Raw genomic sequence first — 17632 nt, 5'->3', positions numbered from 1 at the left:
GGGCGGTTCGCCCGGCCCGCACGGCGGCTGTCCCGCAAGGTGAAACCCCCGGGCGGATTGTCGTACCCGCGTGCCACACTTCGTCCCATGCTTGGCGTAATCGACCTCCCCACCTATCTCGCGGGTCTCGTGCTGATCGTCCTGCTGCCCGGGCCCAACTCCCTCTATGTGCTGTCCGTCGCCGCGCGGCGGGGCATCAGGACCGGATACCGGGCCGCCGCGGGCGTCTGGTGCGGGGACGCCGTGCTGATGACACTGTCGGCGGCCGGAGTCGCGTCGCTGCTCCAGGCCAACGCACTGCTGTTCGGGATCGTGAAGTACGCGGGAGCCGGGTATCTGACCTGGCTGGCGATCGGCATGCTGCGGGCCGCGTGGGGCATGTGGCGGACCCGGAAGGAGCGGACCGAGTCGCAGGAGGTCTCCGCCCCGGGCGCCGAGGAGCGGCCCTTCCGGCGGGCGCTCGTCATCAGCCTGTTCAACCCGAAGGCGATCCTGTTCTTCGTCGCCTTCTTCGTGCAGTTCGTCGACCCGGCGTACGCGTACCCCGCCCTGTCCTTCGTCGTGCTCGGCGCCTTCGCCCAGCTGGCGAGCGTCCTCTACCTCAGCGCGCTGATATTCGGCGGTACGAAGCTGGCGGCGGCCTTCCGGCGGCGCAGGCGGCTCTCCGCCGGGGCCACCTCCGCGGCCGGCGCGCTCTTCCTCGGCTTCGCCGTGAAGCTCTCCCTCGCCAGCAGCGTCTAGCCGACGGCCTGCGACCCGGCCCGGTCACCGGCGCCCGGACCCACGCCCACACCCGCCGCGTACTCCGTGAGCCCCTCCGCGGTCTCGCCCGCCCAGCCCACGTAGCCGTCGGGCCGGACGAGGAACACCCCGGTTCCGTACGCCTCGTACGCCGGAATCCGGACCGTGCGGGCCGCGAGTCCGGGCAGGCCGGTGTCCGTGCCCACCGCGAGCAGCGTCCAGTGCGGACCGCGGAACGCGTCGAAGAGGCGTACGCCGCCGCGGGTGCCGTCCGGTGCGCGGTCGCCCGCCTGGAGGGCGTCCTCGGGCAGGTCCTCCCGGGTCTCCCGCGCGAGCGAGGAGCCCCGGTAGCCGAGGCCGAGCTGCTGCGTGGCCGTGCCGCGCCGGACCTCGCCCCGGTGGACGCGGGTGGAGAGCCCGAGCATGTGCGCGGCGATCGGCAGCCGCTCCTCCTCGTACGAGTCGAGGAGGGCCTCGGGAGCCTCGCCCCGCACGACGGCCGCGAGCTTCCAGCCGAGGTTGTAGGCGTCCTGGACGCTGGTGTTCAGGCCCTGTCCGCCCGCCGGTGAGTGGACGTGCGCCGCGTCGCCCGCGAGGAACACCCGCCCCTGCCGGAAACGGTCCGCCATCGCGGCGCGCGGCCGGAAGTCGGAGGCCCAGCGCACGTCGGTCACGTCGTCGGCAGCGAGGTGCGTCCGCGTGGCGACCAGCTTCCGGATGCCGTCGAGGGACAGGTCCGGTTCGGCGGCCGGATCCTCGAAGCCGCCCGCCAGCTGGAAGTCCTCCGTGTGCGGCAGTGGGCAGATCGCCAGGAAGCCCTCGCCGTCGGCGGGCGGGAACACATGCCAGTTGTCGCGGTCGAGTCCGCTGATGCGCAGGTCCGCCACGATCGCCGGACCCGGGTCCACGGTCTCCCCGGTCATGCCGATGCCGAGCGCGCGCCGCACGGCAGAGCGGCCGCCGTCCGCGGCGACGGCGTACCGGGCCCGGACCGGGGCGCCGGAGGCGAAGGCCGCGGTCACGCCGTCCGCGTCCTGGGAGAGGCCGGTCAGCTCCCGGCCGAAGGCCACGCTCCCGCCCAGCTCCTCCAGGCGCGCGAACAGGATCTCCTGCGTGCGCCACTGCGGAACCATCCAGGGGACGCCCGCGTAGGGCTCGGCCTCCGTCACCTCCGACGCGTCGAACATCCGGTGCTCGCCCTGCCGCGTCCCGTCCTGCCAGATCATCCCGACGGGATACACGCCGCCCCCGGCCCAGATCGCGTCCAGCACGCCGAGGTCCTCGAACACCTCCAGGGTCCGTGGCTGGATGCCCTTGCCACGCGAGCCGGGGAAGAGCTCGCCGGCCCGCTCGACGACGAGGGCGCGCACCCCGCGCCGGGCGAGGTCGACCGCGAGGGCGAGCCCGGTGGGGCCCGCGCCGACGATCAGCACGTCCGTGTCCGTCGTGTCCTTGTGTTCATGCGTATGCGTGGTCATACCCACACTCCTTAACGCTGTTAAGTTCGCTGCTCCATGAGAGTGGCCTTAACGCCGTTAAGCTGTCAAGTGTGAATACGGAACGCCGAGCGCCCCTCGACCGCAAACGGGTCGCGGACACCGCCCTGAAGCTGCTGAACGAGGTGGGCCTGGACGGCCTCAGCCTGCGGGCCATCGCGAAGGAGCTGGACGTCAAGGCGCCCGCTCTGTACTGGCACTTCAAGGACAAGCAGGCGCTGCTCGACGAGATGGCGACCGAGATGTACCGCCGGATGATCGCCGGCACCGCCCTCGACCCGGACGACACCTGGCAGGAGCGGCTGCGCAAGGCCAACCGGGGGCTGCGAGACGCGCTGCTCGGCTACCGGGACGGCGCGAAGGTGTTCAGCGGCTCACGCTTCACCGGCATCGAGCACGCCGGGCAGATGGAGGACAACCTGCGCCTGTTCACGGCCGCCGGTTTCACCCTCGCCCAGGCGGTCCGCGCGATGTCGACCACGTACCTCTACACCCTCGGCTTCATCACCGAGGAACAGGGCGTCGAGCCTCTGCCCGGCGAACGCCGAGAGGGCTACGACGTACAAGAACGCGCCCGCCTGATGGCCGACCATCCCTTGTCGGCGCAGGCGGGCGCAGAGATCTTCGAGAACTACGACGACCACTTCGAGGAGGGCCTGGAACTGGTGATCACGGGCATCGCGGTGCGATACAGGAGCGCCCCATAGGGGCGCGGGGAACTGCGCGACAAGCCCCCACCGGCCCGCAGACGGCACACCACGCTTCCGGGCGGAGCCGCGCGAAGCGCCCAGCCGCGCTCCGCGCGCTACGAACGCTTGGCGGCCCGGCTCCGCCGCACAGCCCGCGTGACGACCGGCGGCAACAGGTCGAGGGCGATACGGCGGGTACGAGACCGCCCGGCACCGCGACCCGCGGGCCGGACCGAGGCCTGCGCGGCGGCCGACGCGGGCGCCGGAACCAGCTCCGGTACGGGCTCCACGTAATGGCGGGAGTACGGAAACGGCGGCGGCTTCATCCCCTGGGACCGCGTCCGGATCAGCCGGTGCCCCGCGGCCATCTGCACACTCAGACCGAAGTCGTCCCGCTCCTTGATCATGGCGAGCAGCTTCTCCTGGAGCGGCTCGGGGTCGCCCCAGGTCCCGTACAGCTTCTGGGTGCTGAGGCAGATCGGCCGCAGACCGCGGTTGAGCACGGCCTCCCACGCGGCGACCGAGACCCCGGGGGTGTGCTCGGAGCGGAAGTCGTCGAGGACCACGATGCCGCCGGGCAGCAGGATGTCGTGGGCCGCGCCGATGTCGCCGTGGACGTGCTCGTACAGGTGCGAGGCGTCGATGTGGACGAAGCGACAGGTCGTGGGCGAGACCTCCTTGGAGATCACGGAGCTCGGTCCCTGGATGACCGTCGGCAGCGTGTCGTGGAAGGAGAGGTAGTTCCGCTCGAAGGCCTGCCTCGTCAGTGACGAGTACGACTTGGTCGCCTCGGCCCGGTTGGACTCGTCCGGCGCGTCCCCCTCGAACAGGTCGCACACCGTGAACTTCTCGCCGTCCCTCAGATGGTGGCCGAGGAGGATCGCGCTCTTGCCCATGTAGACGCCGAGCTCCAGCAGGTCGCCTTGTATCCCCTCCGTCTCCTGCTGTTCGAGCAGCCAGGTGAAGAGCACCTGGTCCAGCGGCGGGAACCAGCCCGGGACGTCCTTGAGCTCGCCGGGGTGGCTGGGGGTCTGCTGTGAGTTGGCCATGTGATGAGTCTTCTCCCTCGGTACGTGGCGAACTTTCGAGAACCTGAATGTCCGGTGAACAGAGCGCGCGCCGTCGCTGGAGAACCCGGCGTCAGCGCGGCTTGGAGAGCATCTTGCGCATGCGTGGTGTCAGCGGGTCCTCGACGAACCGGTTGAGGAGCCAGGCCAGGGTGAGCATCGTCAGAACCGTCAGGGGCAGGGTCGCGTACGCCGGGATGTCCAGCTTCTGGTGGTACGCCTCGATGGCCACCCAGCCCAGGTGCTCGTGCACCAGGTAGAAGGGGTATGTGAGGGCGCCCGCGACCGTCAGCCAGCGCCAGTTCGCCCAGTTCAGCCAGCCCAGGGCGATCACGGAGACGGCGACGAAGCCGAACGTGACGACGAGGACGATTCCGAACGAGGTGCGGTAGGAGAAGAAGTCCGGGTTCGGCGCGTGCCACAGCCCGCGCACCGCCTGGTTCTGGCCGATCAGCCAGCTCACGACGACGATGCCCCAGGCGTACGCGTCGTGCCGGTCGCGGTGGACCAGGTAGAGGCCGATGCCGCCGATGAAGAACGGCGCGTACTCGGGCATCACGACCAGGTCGAGCAGCGGCTCGTTCGCGGCCTGGGTGAGCACGGCGGCCAGGGTCCAGCCCGCGCAGAACATGATCACGCGCTGCCGGGTCGCGCCCGGCATCACGACGCACAGCGCGAACAGCGCGTAGAAGCGGACCTCCGCCCAGAGCGTCCAGCAGACCCCGAGCACCCGGTCCGCGCCGAGCGGCTGCTGCATCATGGTCAGGTTCACAAGTGCGTCGCTCGGCGAGACCGTCTTGTACGCCACCACGGGCAGCGCGAACACCACCGTCACGATGACGATCGCCGCCCAGTAGGACGGCAGCAGCCGGGACGCCCTGGAGGCGAAGAACGAGCGCAGCGGCCTTCCCCAGCCGCTCATGCAGATCACGAAGCCGCTGATGACGAAGAAGACCTGCACACCCAGACAGCCGTACGCGAACCACGAGTGCAGCGTCGGGAACTGGGCCTTCGCCGAGGTTCCCCATGCCTGTGTGACCTCGCCGCCGCGACCGCCGTAGTGGTACGCCGCCACCATCAGCGCGGCGATCAGCCGCAGCCCGTCCAGGGCGCGCAGCCGGTTCTCCCGCGGCCTCTTCACCTGCGGCGGGCTGGGCCTGTCGGCCGCCGGGAGGACGGCACGGACCACCGTGCCCACGGACGTCGTACGTGTGTCCTCGGGAATGTCGGTCACGGGTCCCCTCAACGGCCGTTCTGTGAAGTCGTGCGCACTGCGGGCCGTGGATTCCGTGACCCGGGGCCTCCGAGGGCCTCAGTTAATTCACAGCACACTAGTCCGACTCACAGGTGGCGCCCGGTTGAAGAACTGATCATTCCCCGACCGGACCCCATGAATTCACCGTCTGTTTGTTCTTGTTTCCCGGAGGAACTCAGCGGCCCACTGCTTTCTTCAGGGAGCGGGCGCGGCGGGCCACCCGGCGCACGGTCGCGTTGCGCGGAAGGAACGCCAACTGCGCCGGGACCGCGCCGGGCAGCGCCAGCGAGGTGAGGCGCTTGCGCTTGAAGTACCGCCAGGTGTGCGTGTTCAGATGCTTCGTCAGATAGGCCTCGGCGGCCGGGCGCAGGTCCGGGTAGATCTTCGGCTGCATCGCGTACCCGACGGCCCGCACAAGGTCGGTCAGGCCCTGCTCGTCCGTGCCGCGGCGCTGCCCGGTGACCGCCGTGCGGTCGGTCAGGTCCGGCAGCAGCGCGTCGACGACCGTCACCGGCACGCGGTTGCTGTTCTCGTACGGCGTCAGCCGGTCGAGCAGCGTGGCGGTGCCGACGCGGGCGACCGGCAGGCCGTACAGCGCGTAGGCCGTGAGCAGTGCCGTGGAGAAGCAGCCGACGACCAGGGCGGGACGCATCCGCTGGTAGAGGACCTCGGCGAGGACCGGGGTGTCGAGCACCGTCAGGTCGGCGCCCAGCTTCTCGGCCTCCTTCTCCAGACCGCGGGTCCAGCGGGCCGGCGCGGAGGGGTGCGGTTTGAACACCACGCGGGTGTGGCCGAGTTCGACGGCGCCCTTCAGCATCCGCACATGGAGGTCCTCCTCCTGCTCGGGCGTGAGGATGCCGAGCGCGGAGAGGTACTGGCCCAGCAGCAGGGCCGGTTCGTCGACCACCGGCAACGAGTCGCCCGTGTCGACCAGTTCGGCGAGCACCTTCACGAAGGCGTCCGTCGGCACGATCTCCGACTTCACACCGAACTCGGTGAGCAGGAGAGGCTGGAGCCCCGGAACCAGGTCGAGGTGGAGCAGCCGGTCCACGCGGGTGCCGACCAGCGGGTCGATCTTGTTGCGGGTGGGGCCGTAGCTCATCAGACCGTCGGCGTACACGGTGACGGGCGCGCCGGTGAAGATCTGCGTGACGCCGAGCGCCGGATTGACCTGGATCGACTCGACGGCGAGTTCCACGGGGTCGTCGCCCAGCTCCCACGCGAGACGCAGGTGCCGCTCCCAGATCGGGACGTCGTCGAGCCGGGGAGCCCAGCCGCCCGGGTGGAAGGGCGAGATGGTCTCGTTCCACGACACCACGTCGTCGAACCGCTCGCGCAGCCGCTCGAACCCGGGCATCTCGTCCACACCGGGCGTCGTCTCGGGCGTCGCCGTGTTGTTGCAGACCAGCAGGATGCGGCGGTCCGCCGGCGCGAAACAGTCGGAGTCGAGGGCGGCGGCGAGCGTGGCCGTGCCGTACAGCGTCGACGCCAGGAAGATCTGCGTGGTCACGCGGCGACCCCCGCGGCGGCCGGGCGGCGGCGCAGCCTGCGCAGCCGGGTGGCGCGCTGGATGTCCATGGAGTCGAGGGCCTCGTCGAGGACGTTCTGCGGCATACGGCGCAATGCCGCGGCGCTCATCGACTTCAGTTTCCGTGCCACCTGTGGCTCGAACCTTTCGATGGATCCCAGATGATGGGAAATAATCGCGCAATATGTGCGCACGGCCTTGGGAAGCAGTTTGTCCGCGTCCGGGTCCTGCGCGGTTTCCACGACGACCTGGTCGAACGCGCGAATGAAATCGAGTTGGCGCACATCGCCGATCTGGGTCAGCGAGGACGCGACACCACGCCGGTAGAACACGCCGAGCAGCCCCACCGTGGCGAACGACTCGGCCTCCCGGTGGAGCTTCCAGATCCACGGCCGGTCCTCGGCCGTGCGCAGCCCGTCGGTGAAGTGCAGCAGGCCCCGGTCGACCAGCCGGCGGTGGTAGATGCCCGCCCACGCGTACGCGTAGTCGACGGAGGTGGACCGGTCGGCGGGCAGGATCGCCTCGCGCGGGTTCAGCACGACACCGCGCCTGCCGTGCGGCACCCGGTGGATGGCGCGGGCCCGCGCGGTGCACTGGACATGGTCGGTACGGACGAAGTCGCACCCCAAGTCCTCGATGGCGGCGAGGAGTTGCTCGTAGTAGCCGGGGGCCAGCCAGTCGTCCCCGTCGAGGAACGTGAGATATTCGCCGCTTGCCGCGTCGATACCTGTGTTGCGCGCGGTGGCCAGCCCTCCGTTCTGCTCGTGTCTGACATGCACCGCGCCCGGGAGCTCGCGCTCCGCGCGCGCGAGAATGTCCGGGGTCTCGTCGCGCGAACAGTCGTCGACGAGAATGAATTCGAAGTCCTCGCGTGCGTTCGCACGCAGACTCCTCAGGGTGTCGGGTGCGTATTGCTGCACGTTGTAGAACGGCACGATGACGGAGAGCTTGACCACCCGTGTGACGTTAGGCGGCGGCCCGGCATTCGTCTTGACCGCCGGTGAGATGCAAGGTGAACGACGCGTGGCGGATTGGTGAATCAGGTCTTTTCCGCTGCCGATCCGAGGCCGATTCGCCATTCGGCGATGTGCTGTTAACCCTTTGTTGCATTCTGGTTGGGCCGCACATCGGAATCGCTTCCTAGCGTCTTGTACGTGCCAGCAAGTACCTCGAAGTCCCTGCGAGTCGCCGTCCTCGCCGATTCCGACACCCGGTGGAAATGGGGCTCGCTCACCGCGAACCGCATCGCACCGGCCGATTCGGACATCAGGCTCGACGGCTACCTCCTGCGTGGCCGTGCGACCCCCACCGCCCGACAGCTCGAAGAGGTCGGCGTGCGCGCCGACTCCCTCCGGGAGGTCACCGCCGTGGAGTTCCTGCGGGAGATGGCCCGCGCCTCCGAGGGAGCCGAGGGCACTGAAGAAGGGGCGCCCGCGTACGACCTCGTCGTGCTCTCGCTCGTCGGCGGGGCCGTCCAGGCGATGCTGCACGGACTCTCGTACCAGTGGCGGGAGCGCTTCGGACCGGGGCGCGTGAAGCGGCCCGTCGTCGTCACCGGCTATGTCGGGGTCGTCTACGAGAAGCTCGCCGACGGTCTGCTGCTGCGGCACGGCGCGGACCTCGTCCTCGCCAACTCCCGCCAGGACGCGGACCGTTTCACCGCCGTGTACGAGGGAGTGGGCGCCGACGCCTCCTCGGTGACCGAGGTCGCGCTGCCCTTCCTCGGCGGCGCCGCCTACGAGAAGCACGACCCGTACACGGTCGTCTTCGCCGCGCAGCCCTCCGTCCCGGAGAGCCGCAAGGACCGTACGTACCTGCTGAACCGGCTGGTGAAGCACGCCCGGCTGCACCCGGACCGCGAGGTCCTGCTGAAGCTGCGCTCCAAGCCGGGCGAGCACACCACGCACATCGAGGAGCAGCCCTACCAGCGCCTCGCGGAGCGGATCCCGGGCGGCCTGCCCGCCAACTTCCGCCTCGTGTACGGGCACATGGGCGAGGTCCTCGACCGTACGGACCTGCTGGTCACCATCAGCTCCACGGCGGCCCTGGAGTCCCTGCACCGCCGGATCCCCACCGTCGTCCTCACCGACCTCGGTGTGCGCGAGTCGCTCGGCAACCACCACTTCGTGGGCTCCGGGTGCCTCGCCTCCTGGGACGAACTCGACGCCGGGCACGAGCCGTCGCCCGACGAGCAGTGGGTCGCCCGCCAGGGTGTCGCCGCTGGGGGCACCTCCCGGACGGAGTCTGGGGGAGGCTCGTACGAGACGGCCTTCGACGCGGCCCGTGAGCGCATCGCGAAGCTGCTCGGCCAGGGCGGACTGACCGCCCTCGCCCCCTACTACACCCCCGCCACCGCGCCCGGCTATCTGCCCGGCATCCTCGCCCGCCACCACCTCGGCCCGGACGGCAGCCCGCTGCCCGGCGCCCCCGACGCCGACAGGGAACCGGGCCCGGTCCGGCAGATCGTGCGCCGGGCCGCGCGGGGTGCCTACCGGCACGGGGTGCAGCGGGTGGCGCCCGTCATCCGGCGCATGGGCGAGCTGTGACCGCCCTCCCGACGGATCCGCGAGCCGCGGGCGTCCAGAACCCTCCTCAAGGAGTACAGCCAATGACCAACTCGCAAGCGGGCCAGGCGACAGCGGGCCGGGCGAAGCCGGTGCGCCGGGTGCTCGCGGTGATCCCCGCGCGGGGCGGCTCCAAGGGCGTCCCCGCCAAGAACCTCCTCCCCGTCGGAGGCGTACCGCTGGTGGCCCGTGCGGTGCGCGAGTGCGTCGCGTCCCGGCTCGTGACGGACGTCGTGGTCTCCACCGACGACCAGGCGATCGCCGCCGCCGCCCGCGAGGCAGGCGCCGAGGTCGTGCTCCGCCCCGCCGCCATCGCCGGCGACACCGCCACCTCCGAGGCCGCCGTCCTGCACGCCATGGACGCCCACGAGGCGCTGCACGGCTCCGCCGTCGACGCCGTACTCCTCGTGCAGTGCACCAGCCCCTTCATCATCCGCGAGGACATCGACGGGGTCGCAGGCGCGGTCGTCGAGAACGGCGCGGACACCGCGCTGACCGTGGCGCCCTTCCACGGCTTCATCTGGCGGGACGCGGACGACGACCCGACCGCCGTCGACACCGAGCGCACCCGGTCCGTAGGCGGCGGCACCACCGTCGCCAACACCACGGCCACGGACGGCGGTTACGGCGTCAACCACGACAAGTCCTTCCGCCCGCGCCGCCAGGACCGCCCCCAGGACCTCCTGGAGACCGGCGCCGCCTACGCCATGAACGCGGCGGGGCTGCGCGAGCACAAGCACCGCTTCTTCGGCCGTACGGAACTCGTCCGCACCGACCCCGCCAGGGTCCTGGAGATCGACGACCCGCACGACCTCGCCCGCGCCCGGGCTTTGGCGCCCCTCTTCGACGCCAACCGGCCCGGCACCCTCCCGACCGCCGAAGACATCGACGCGGTCGTCCTCGACTTCGACGGCACCCAGACCGACGACAGGGTGCTGATCGACTCCGACGGACGGGAGTTCGTCTCCGTGCACCGTGGAGACGGACTCGGCATCGCGGCCCTCCGCAAGAGCGGCCTCACGATGCTGATCCTGTCCTCGGAGAAGAACCCGGTCGTCGCCGCCCGAGCCCGGAAGCTGCAGATCCCGGTGCTCCACGGCATCGACCGGAAAGACCTCGCACTGAAGCAGTGGTGCGAGGAGCAGGGCATCGCGCCAGAGCGCGTGCTCTACGTCGGCAACGACGTCAACGACCTCCCGTGCTTCGCCCTCGTGGGCTGGCCCGTGGCGGTCGCGAGCGCCCACGACGTCGTACGCGGCGCCGCACGCGCGGTCACCACCGTTCCCGGCGGCGACGGCGCGATCCGAGAGATCGCCAGCTGGATCCTCGGCCCCTCTCTCGACTCCCTCGACAGTTAAGGAACTTCTCCACCATGAGCACCAACTCCCGTCTGCGCCAGTTCGGTTCGAAGACCGCCGGCCCGGGTCACCCCGTCTACGTCGTCGGCGAGATCGGCATCAACCACAACGGCTCCCTCGAGAACGCCTTCAAGCTGATCGACGCCGCCGCCGAGGCCGGCTGCGACGCCGTGAAGTTCCAGAAGCGCACCCCGGAGATCTGCACCCCGCGCGACCAGTGGGACATCGAGCGCGACACCCCCTGGGGCCGCATGACCTACATCGACTACCGCCACCGCGTGGAGTTCGGCGAGGACGAGTACCGCCAGATCGACGAGTACTCCAAGTCGAAGAACATCGCCTGGTTCGCCTCCCCGTGGGACACCGAGGCCGTCGCCTTCCTGGAGAAGTTCGACGTCCCGGCCCACAAGGTCGCCTCCGCCTCCCTCACGGACGACGAGCTGCTGCGCGCCCTGCGCTCCACCAACCGCACGGTCATCCTCTCCACCGGCATGTCGACGCCGAAGCAGATCCGCCACGCGGTCGAGGTCCTCGGCAGCGACAACATCCTGATGTGCCACGCCACGTCGACCTACCCGGCGCAGGCCGAGGAGCTCAACCTCCGCGTCATCAACACCCTCCAGGCGGAGTTCCCGAACGTCCCGATCGGCTACTCCGGCCACGAGACGGGCCTGCAGACCACCCTCGCCGCGGTCGCGCTGGGCGCCACCTTCGTCGAGCGTCACATCACCCTCGACCGCGCGATGTGGGGCTCCGACCAGGCCGCCTCCGTCGAGCCGCAGGGCCTGACCCGCCTCGTCCGCGACATCCGCACCATCGAGGCCTCCCTCGGCGACGGCGTCAAGAAGGTCTACGAGTCCGAGCTCGGCCCGATGAAGAAGCTGCGCCGCGTCCCGGGCGTCGTCGCCGAGGCCGAGATCGCGGCGGCGGCGGGCGAGCCGGTCGCGGTCTGAGTCACCTCCGAATCCCGATCAGGATCAAGGGAAAGCGACGGTCGTACGTCGATGAGTCCCCGCGCCGGGTCCACCGGCCCCCAGTCACCCGCACCCGCCACACTGGCTTTCGTGGAGAGCCCGGTGCAGCTCCTCAACGTCCTGGAGTGGGCGCACGTCCACGCCCTCAGGACGGCCGCGGAGCCCTCCGGTCCCCCGGGTCCGGAGCTGGAGGGCGGGCGGCCCCGGCCCGGCGCGGGACTCACCCTTGTCGTGCTCTCGCCCACCGACCCGATGACCCGCGGACAGCTCCGGCGCATGGCCGAGCTGGCGCGGGACGAGGGTTACGAGGTGCGCTGGGAGGAGGCGAGAGGTGGCGCGACGGCCCCCTTCCACACGGTCGGCGGTCTGGCCCCTCTCCTGCGGCGGGCCGAGCGGATCGTGATGGGCGACCCCTTCTCCCGCTACGTACAACTGCTGCTCAGCATCACCCGGGCCCGTGATCTCGTCGTCGTCGACGACGGGACCGCGACGATGGAGTTCGTCTCCCAGCTCGCCAAGGGCGAACGGCTGGTGCGCTGGCACCGGCGCGGTGGTCGTCCCGGGGCCCGGGACCTGGTGTTCGCACCTGTCTCGGCCCGGGCCCGTCGGCGGCTCACGCCGGGGAACGGGCGGCGGGTGGAGGTCTTCTCCTCCATGCCGATCACCGAGACGCCCGAGGGTGTCACCATCACGGCCAACGACTTCTCCTGGACCCGGTCCCGGTTCGGCCCGCCCCGGCTCACGAAGGGCGCCGACCTGGTCGGAACGTCCCTGGTGGAGACAGGGGTAGTGGACCCCGACCGCTACCTGGAGGCCGTACAGGGCCTCGCCAGGACCTACGGCGCCACGCGCTATTTCGCGCACCGCCGGGAGAGCCCGGACAAGCTGCACCGGCTCGCGGTCGAGACCGGCCTGGAGATCGTCCGCCCGGACCTCCCCCTGGAACTCATCGCCCGCCGCGGCCCCATCGGCCGTACGATCCTGAGCTTCCCGTCGACCGTGGTGCACACGTTGCCGCTCGCGCTCGTCGGTACGGAGGTCAGGGTCGCCGTGTGCGACATCGATCCCGCCTGGCTCACGGAGAGTGCCTCCCCCCGGGCCCAGGGTTTCCTCTCGGGCGTCACGGGCACGGCCCGAGACGTCCACCGGTTGTCGGCCGTCTCGACGGCCACCTGATCCGGTACCTCGGGGTAACTGGTCGTACGCAGGGTGCGGGCCGGCGGTGGCTGGTCGCGCAGTTCCCCGCGCCCCTGAAAGCGGGGCTGCGCCCCTGGCTTTTGTCTTTTAGGGGCGCGGGGAACTGCGCGAGCAACCCCCACCCACCCGCACCCGGCACACCACCCAGCGCCGGCCCCGCCGTCCGGGCCCGTCCGCCAGGTGAACAGAACCGGCCAGGGCCACGTATGCGTGGTATGCGTAGAGAGCCCCTCCCCGGAGACCCGGGAATGGGCATCGCCGCCCGGAGGTTCTCCCATCAGGAGACCTGGACCACGATCCATTCGGCCACCGAAGACTCACATGGCTGAAAAGCCGGGCGAGTGTACCCATCCCAGTCAATATCTATGCGCCACGCGGCCAGGTTTTCGTCCCGAACGGGTTGAAGTTTTGTTGATCGTGGGTCAGTTGGCCGTCGCGTCGCCCTACCCTTCAGAGGGTGAACCAACTGATGTCCCGAGATTCCGAGGCCGACCAGCCCGGGGAAGCCACGCTTCCCGGCACGCTTCCGGGTGCGCTCGCAGACGCCCTCCCGGGCGCCCTCCCCGGCACGCTGCCCGAGGCACTCCGCACAGAACTCGTAGCCTTCCGCCGCGACCTGCACATGCACCCGGAGCTGGGCAACCAGGAGTTCCGCACCACCGCCGCCATCAAGGCGCGCCTGGAGCGGGCCGGTCTTCACCCCCGCGTGCTCGCCATCGGAACCGGTCTCATCTGTGACATCGGCGACCCGGACCCCGCGCGTCCGATGCTCGCCCTGCGTGCCGACATCGACGCCCTGCCCATCCCGGACACGAAGACCGAGTGCGCGTACCGCTCGACCGTGCCCGACCGGGCCCACGCCTGCGGCCACGACATCCACACGACCGTGGTCCTCGGGGCCGGTCTCGTCCTCGCCCAGCTGCACGAGCAGGGCCTGCTCACCCGGGCCGTGCGCCTGATCTTCCAGCCCGCCGAGGAAGTACTGCCCGGCGGCGCTCCGGACGTCATCGAGTGCGGCGCGCTGGACGGCGTCGGCCGGATCGTCGGGGTGCACTGCGACCCGAAGGTCGACGCGGGCCGGATCGGCCTGCGGCACGGCCCCATCACCTCCGCCTGCGACCGCCTGGAGGTGTCGCTGGACGGGGCCGGCGGGCACACCGCACGCCCCCACCTCACCACCGACCTCGTGACCGCCGCCGCCCGCGTCGTCACGGACGTGCCCGCCCTGGTCGCCCGGCGGGTCGACGCGCGGTCCGGCCTTGCCGTGACCTGGGGCCGGATCGAGTCGGGCCACGCCTGCAACGTCATCCCGCAGCACGCCGAGCTCTCCGGGACCGTACGGTGTCTGGATCTCGCCTCCTGGCGGGCCGCGCCCGATCTGGTGCACGCGGCCATCGACGAGATCGCGAACCTGTACCGGGCCAAGTCGGAGATCAACTACATCCGAGGGGTGCCGCCGGTCGTCAACGACCCGGACACCACCGACCTGCTGCGGGACGCCATGGCCGCGCGGCGCGGACTCCACTCCGTGGAGGACACCGAGCAGAGCCTCGGCGGCGAGGACTTCTCCTGGTACCTGGAGCACGTGCCCGGGGCTATGGCCAGGCTCGGAGTGCGCACCCCGGGGGAGCGGACCGTGAGGGATCTGCACCAGGGCGACTTCGATGCGGACGAGTCGGCGATCACCGCTGGGGTGGAGCTCTTCACCGCGGCCGCCCTCCTCGACGCCGGGGCCTGAGCGGCGGGCGCGGCCGGTCCTTCCGGTCGCGCCGTCCACCCCCGCGCAGTAGCGTGGTGCACTGTCAAGAACCACTCGTGTCGTCACGCGGACTCCACCGTGCCGGTTGCGGAGCGTGACTGCCGTGGTGGGTGTTGCGTCCCGATGTGCACCTTTCGATCCCGGGGTTCACAAGGACGTAACCGGCCATCGGCACGAATGGATAACGGCCAAGCGCTATCCCGTTCCCTCAAGGGTCTACGCGCGTTAATGTGCGCCGAACTCAGCACCCACTGCGGGGCTTGGAGAATGGGGAACTTCAGATGCGTCGGATATCCAGCCTGACCCGCGTCGCGGTGGGGGTCGCGTCGCTGGCACTGGCGGCGACCGCCTGTGGCGGCACCAGCAGCGACAGCAGCAGTAGCGACAGCAGCGAGAGCAAGGGCGGCAAGGGCCTTGCCATCGCGTACGACGTCGGCGGCAAGGGCGACCAGTCCTTCAACGACGCCGCGTACGCCGGTCTGGAGAAGGCGAAGAAGGAGTTCGGCTACCAGACCGCCGACATCGAGCCCACCGACGGTGAGACGGACGCCGACAAGGAACAGCGCCTCGTCTCGCTGGCCAAGCAGGGCTACAACCCGGTCGTCGGCGTCGGCTTCGCGTACGGCCCCGCACTGGAGGCCGCCGCCAAGAAGTACCCGAAGACCAGCTTCGGCATCGTGGACTCCGTGGTCGAGGGCGACAACGTCGCGTCGCTCGTCTTCGCCGAGCAGGAGGCCTCGTACCTCGCCGGTGTCGCGGCCGCCAAGGCGACCAAGACCAACACCGTCGGCTTCGTCGGCGGTGTGGACATCCCGCTGATCCACAAGTTCGAGGCCGGCTACACGCAGGGCGTCAAGGACACCAAGCCCGGCGTGAAGGTCCTCTCCCAGTACCTGACGCAGACCGCCGAAGAGGGCGGCTTCTCCAGCCCCGACAAGGGCAAGGCCGCCGCCGAGGGCCAGCTGGAGAAGAACGCGGACGTCATCTACCAGGCCGCCGGCCTGTCCGGCCAGGGTGTCATCGAGGCCGCGGCCAAGAAGAAGGTCTGGGCGATCGGTGTCGACTCCGACCAGTACAAGCAGGAGGCGCTGGCCGCGTACAAGGACTACATCCTGACGTCGGCGCTCAAGGACGTCGGCGGTGCGGTGTACTCCCTCGCCAAGTCGGTCGAGGACGGCAAGCCGCTGACCGGGGTGCAGACCTTCGACCTGAAGGTGAACGGCGTCGGCCTCGCCGACAGCAACCCGAAGATGGGCGAGATCGCCGGTCTCACCGACGCGGTGGCCAAGGCCAAGGCGAGCATCATCGACGGCACCATCAAGGTGAAGACCGAGTAGCAGTGGCCGAGGGCGGGCCTTCGGGCCCGTCACCGCCCGAACGGGCGAACCGCCACAAGTCGAACAAAGCGGTTGAAGTGATACGGAGCGGGCGGACATCCACGATGTCCGCCCGCTCCGGCGTTCCCCTCGCAGGTCATCCGCCGTGCACGGACCTTTGCGGTCGGCAAGCCCGCACCCGGTCGGCGGGAAGCCTCGGGCACAGCCGCATAACAAGGTGGACAGAGGGGGTTCTCTCGCGGGTCTACGCGCGTTAATCTGCGGCGAAGCCAGCGCCGAAGGTGTTCCGCCCGGCGCTAGGGGGTGCTGTGAAGGTCCCGCACAGCACCCACGGCGCCCGGCACGCGCCCTCGCCGCACCGGTCGAAGCCCCAAGTAGCTCCGCTACGAGGGACGTCGTCCGGCACGCCGAGGGCACGCACCGGACACCGCGGGCACCGCACGGGACTTTCACAGCACCCCCTTGTACGACAGGAGCACAACACATGCGCCGGGTTCCCCGCATCGCCCTCGCAGGCGCAGCGGCCGCCTCTTTCGCCCTCGTCCTCTCCGCCTGTGGCGGTACCTCGACCTCCTCCGGTGCGTCGGAGTCGAAGGGCGACAAGGGCCTCGCCATCGCGTACGACGTCGGCGGCAGGGGCGACCAGTCCTTCAACGACGCCGCGTACGAGGGACTGAAGAAGGCGAAGGGCGAGTTCGGCTACGAGACCGCCGACATCGAGCCCACCGACGGTGAGACGGACGCCGACAAGGAACAGCGCCTCGTCTCGCTGGCCAAGCAGGGTCACAACCCGGTCATCGGCATCGGCTACGCCTACGCGCCGGCCGTCAAGGCGGCCGCCGAGAAGTACCCCGACACCACCTTCGGCATCGTCGACGACTCCACCATCGAGGCGGACAACGTCGCGGACCTGGTCTTCTCCGAGCAGGAGGCCTCCTACCTCGCCGGTGTCGCGGCCGCCAAGGCCACCAAGACCAACACTGTCGGCTTCGTCGGCGGTGTGGACATCCCGCTGATCCACAAGTTCGGTGCGGGCTTCGCGCAGGGCGTCAAGGACACCAAGCCCGGCGTGAAGGTCCTCTCGCAGTACCTGACGCAGACCGCCGAGGAGGGTGGCTTCTCCAGCCCCGACAAGGGCAAGACGGCCGCCGAGGGCCAGATCGAGAAGAAGGCCGACGTCGTCTACGCGGCGGCCGGCCTGTCGGGTCAGGGCGTCATCGAGGCCGCCTCCGCCAACAAGGTGTGGGCGATCGGTGTCGACTCCGACCAGTACGAGCAGGAAGCTCTGAGCAAGTACAAGGACGCCATCCTCACCTCCGCTACGAAGGACGTCGCCAAGGCGGTGTACAACCTCGCGAAGTCGGTCGAGGACGGCAAGCCCGAGACCGGTATCGTCAGGGGCGACTTGAAGTCCGGTGAGGTCGGCCTCGCGGACTCCAACCCGAAGTTCAAGAGCGACACCGCGATCCAGGAAGCTGTTCAGGCGGCCAAGGAGAAGATCATCGGCGGCGAGATCAAGGTCAAGTCCAGCTGACAGCAGTACCTCAGGAGCAGCTCAGTGATCCGGGGAAGTTCGCGCATCGATCTTCCCCGGAGTCGCTCGTAACCGCGGGGTTACGTCCGCTCAACGGGGTACGGGGAGCCTGGCTCCCCGTACCCCGTTCTCG

Annotated in this window: 14 protein-coding genes; 9 read left to right on the top strand and 5 right to left on the bottom strand. The window is 70.1% G+C overall.

Going from position 1 to position 17632, the window contains the following annotated elements:
- Positions 1–87 precede the first annotated feature (87 nt).
- Entirely contained in the window at positions 88–741 is a 654-nt protein-coding gene (gene leuE / locus QF035_RS20715; RefSeq protein WP_307521927.1) for a leucine efflux protein LeuE, read from the top strand.
- Here leuE and QF035_RS20710 read toward each other — a convergent pair.
- Positions 738–2219 carry an FAD-dependent oxidoreductase gene (locus QF035_RS20710; protein ID WP_307521926.1) on the bottom strand — a complete coding sequence of 494 codons (1482 nt, stop codon included), beginning with the start codon at positions 2217–2219 and terminating at the stop codon, positions 738–740. The genes leuE and QF035_RS20710 overlap by 4 nt on opposite strands.
- A gap of 71 nt (positions 2220–2290) precedes the next feature.
- Here QF035_RS20710 and QF035_RS20705 point away from each other — a divergent pair, with 71 nt between their 5' ends.
- Positions 2291–2944 (top strand): TetR/AcrR family transcriptional regulator C-terminal domain-containing protein, encoded by a 654-nt coding sequence (locus tag QF035_RS20705; RefSeq protein WP_307521925.1) that lies wholly within the window; start codon positions 2291–2293, stop codon positions 2942–2944.
- Positions 2945–3042: 98 nt separating this feature from the next.
- Here the strand turns inward: QF035_RS20705 and QF035_RS20700 are convergent, their stop codons facing one another.
- The 4 genes from QF035_RS20700 to QF035_RS20685 form a co-directional block, all read right to left on the bottom strand.
- Complete coding sequence (locus tag QF035_RS20700) at positions 3043–3975, bottom strand: class I SAM-dependent methyltransferase (protein ID WP_307521924.1); 933 nt, start codon at positions 3973–3975, stop codon at positions 3043–3045.
- A gap of 91 nt (positions 3976–4066) precedes the next feature.
- Positions 4067–5227: an acyltransferase family protein gene (locus tag QF035_RS20695; protein ID WP_373466689.1), complete on the bottom strand. Its 1161-nt coding sequence runs from the start codon at positions 5225–5227 to the stop codon at positions 4067–4069.
- A 196-nt stretch (positions 5228–5423) separates the two neighbouring features.
- Entirely contained in the window at positions 5424–6758 is a 1335-nt protein-coding gene (locus tag QF035_RS20690; RefSeq protein ID WP_307521923.1) for an alpha-2,8-polysialyltransferase family protein, read from the bottom strand.
- Entirely contained in the window at positions 6755–7732 is a 978-nt protein-coding gene (locus QF035_RS20685) for a glycosyltransferase family 2 protein (RefSeq protein ID WP_266755655.1), read from the bottom strand. The genes QF035_RS20690 and QF035_RS20685 overlap by 4 nt, the downstream gene beginning before the upstream one ends.
- 198 nt (positions 7733–7930) lie before the next feature.
- Between QF035_RS20685 and QF035_RS20680 the strand changes: the two genes are divergently transcribed.
- From QF035_RS20680 to QF035_RS20650, 7 genes are all read left to right on the top strand, one after another.
- The gene (locus QF035_RS20680) at positions 7931–9322 is read left to right on the top strand and encodes a DUF6716 putative glycosyltransferase (protein ID WP_307521920.1); all 1392 of its coding nucleotides are present in this window, start codon (positions 7931–7933) and stop codon (positions 9320–9322) included.
- Between the two features lie 62 nt (positions 9323–9384).
- Positions 9385–10698, top strand: a complete 1314-nt coding sequence (locus QF035_RS20675) for an N-acylneuraminate cytidylyltransferase (RefSeq protein ID WP_307521919.1) — start codon at positions 9385–9387, stop codon at positions 10696–10698.
- Positions 10699–10712: 14 nt separating this feature from the next.
- Entirely contained in the window at positions 10713–11651 is a 939-nt protein-coding gene (locus tag QF035_RS20670; protein ID WP_055611272.1) for an N-acetylneuraminate synthase family protein, read from the top strand.
- Between the two features lie 51 nt (positions 11652–11702).
- Positions 11703–12848: a hypothetical protein gene (locus QF035_RS20665; RefSeq protein WP_307521917.1), complete on the top strand. Its 1146-nt coding sequence runs from the start codon at positions 11703–11705 to the stop codon at positions 12846–12848.
- A 490-nt stretch (positions 12849–13338) separates the two neighbouring features.
- The gene (locus QF035_RS20660; RefSeq protein WP_307521916.1) at positions 13339–14607 is read left to right on the top strand and encodes an amidohydrolase; all 1269 of its coding nucleotides are present in this window, start codon (positions 13339–13341) and stop codon (positions 14605–14607) included.
- Between the two features lie 302 nt (positions 14608–14909).
- Positions 14910–15965, top strand: a complete 1056-nt coding sequence (locus QF035_RS20655) for a BMP family lipoprotein (protein WP_307521915.1) — start codon at positions 14910–14912, stop codon at positions 15963–15965.
- Between the two features lie 484 nt (positions 15966–16449).
- Positions 16450–17499, top strand: a complete 1050-nt coding sequence (locus QF035_RS20650) for a BMP family lipoprotein (RefSeq protein ID WP_307521914.1) — start codon at positions 16450–16452, stop codon at positions 17497–17499.
- Positions 17500–17632: the final 133 nt, after the last annotated feature.

Source organism: Streptomyces umbrinus (genome assembly GCF_030817415.1).
In the GTDB taxonomy this organism is placed as follows: domain Bacteria; phylum Actinomycetota; class Actinomycetes; order Streptomycetales; family Streptomycetaceae; genus Streptomyces; species Streptomyces umbrinus_A.
The sequence above is the reverse complement of the archived record's forward strand: the minus strand, read 5'-3'. Positions and strand labels throughout refer to the sequence as shown.

Excerpts from the sequence above, each read along its gene's own strand:
- leuE (WP_307521927.1), top strand. The coding sequence starts at position 88 with ATGCTTGGCGTAATCGACCTCCCCACCTATCTCGCGGGTCTCGTGCTG.
- QF035_RS20710 (WP_307521926.1), bottom strand. The coding sequence starts at position 2,219 with ATGACCACGCATACGCATGAACACAAGGACACGACGGACACGGACGTG.
- QF035_RS20700 (WP_307521924.1), bottom strand. The coding sequence starts at position 3,975 with ATGGCCAACTCACAGCAGACCCCCAGCCACCCCGGCGAGCTCAAGGAC.
- QF035_RS20675 (WP_307521919.1), top strand. The coding sequence starts at position 9,385 with ATGACCAACTCGCAAGCGGGCCAGGCGACAGCGGGCCGGGCGAAGCCG.
- QF035_RS20670 (WP_055611272.1), top strand. The coding sequence starts at position 10,713 with ATGAGCACCAACTCCCGTCTGCGCCAGTTCGGTTCGAAGACCGCCGGC.
- QF035_RS20665 (WP_307521917.1), top strand. The coding sequence starts at position 11,703 with ATGAGTCCCCGCGCCGGGTCCACCGGCCCCCAGTCACCCGCACCCGCC.
- QF035_RS20660 (WP_307521916.1), top strand. The coding sequence starts at position 13,339 with ATGTCCCGAGATTCCGAGGCCGACCAGCCCGGGGAAGCCACGCTTCCC.
- QF035_RS20655 (WP_307521915.1), top strand. The coding sequence starts at position 14,910 with ATGCGTCGGATATCCAGCCTGACCCGCGTCGCGGTGGGGGTCGCGTCG.
- QF035_RS20650 (WP_307521914.1), top strand. The coding sequence starts at position 16,450 with ATGCGCCGGGTTCCCCGCATCGCCCTCGCAGGCGCAGCGGCCGCCTCT.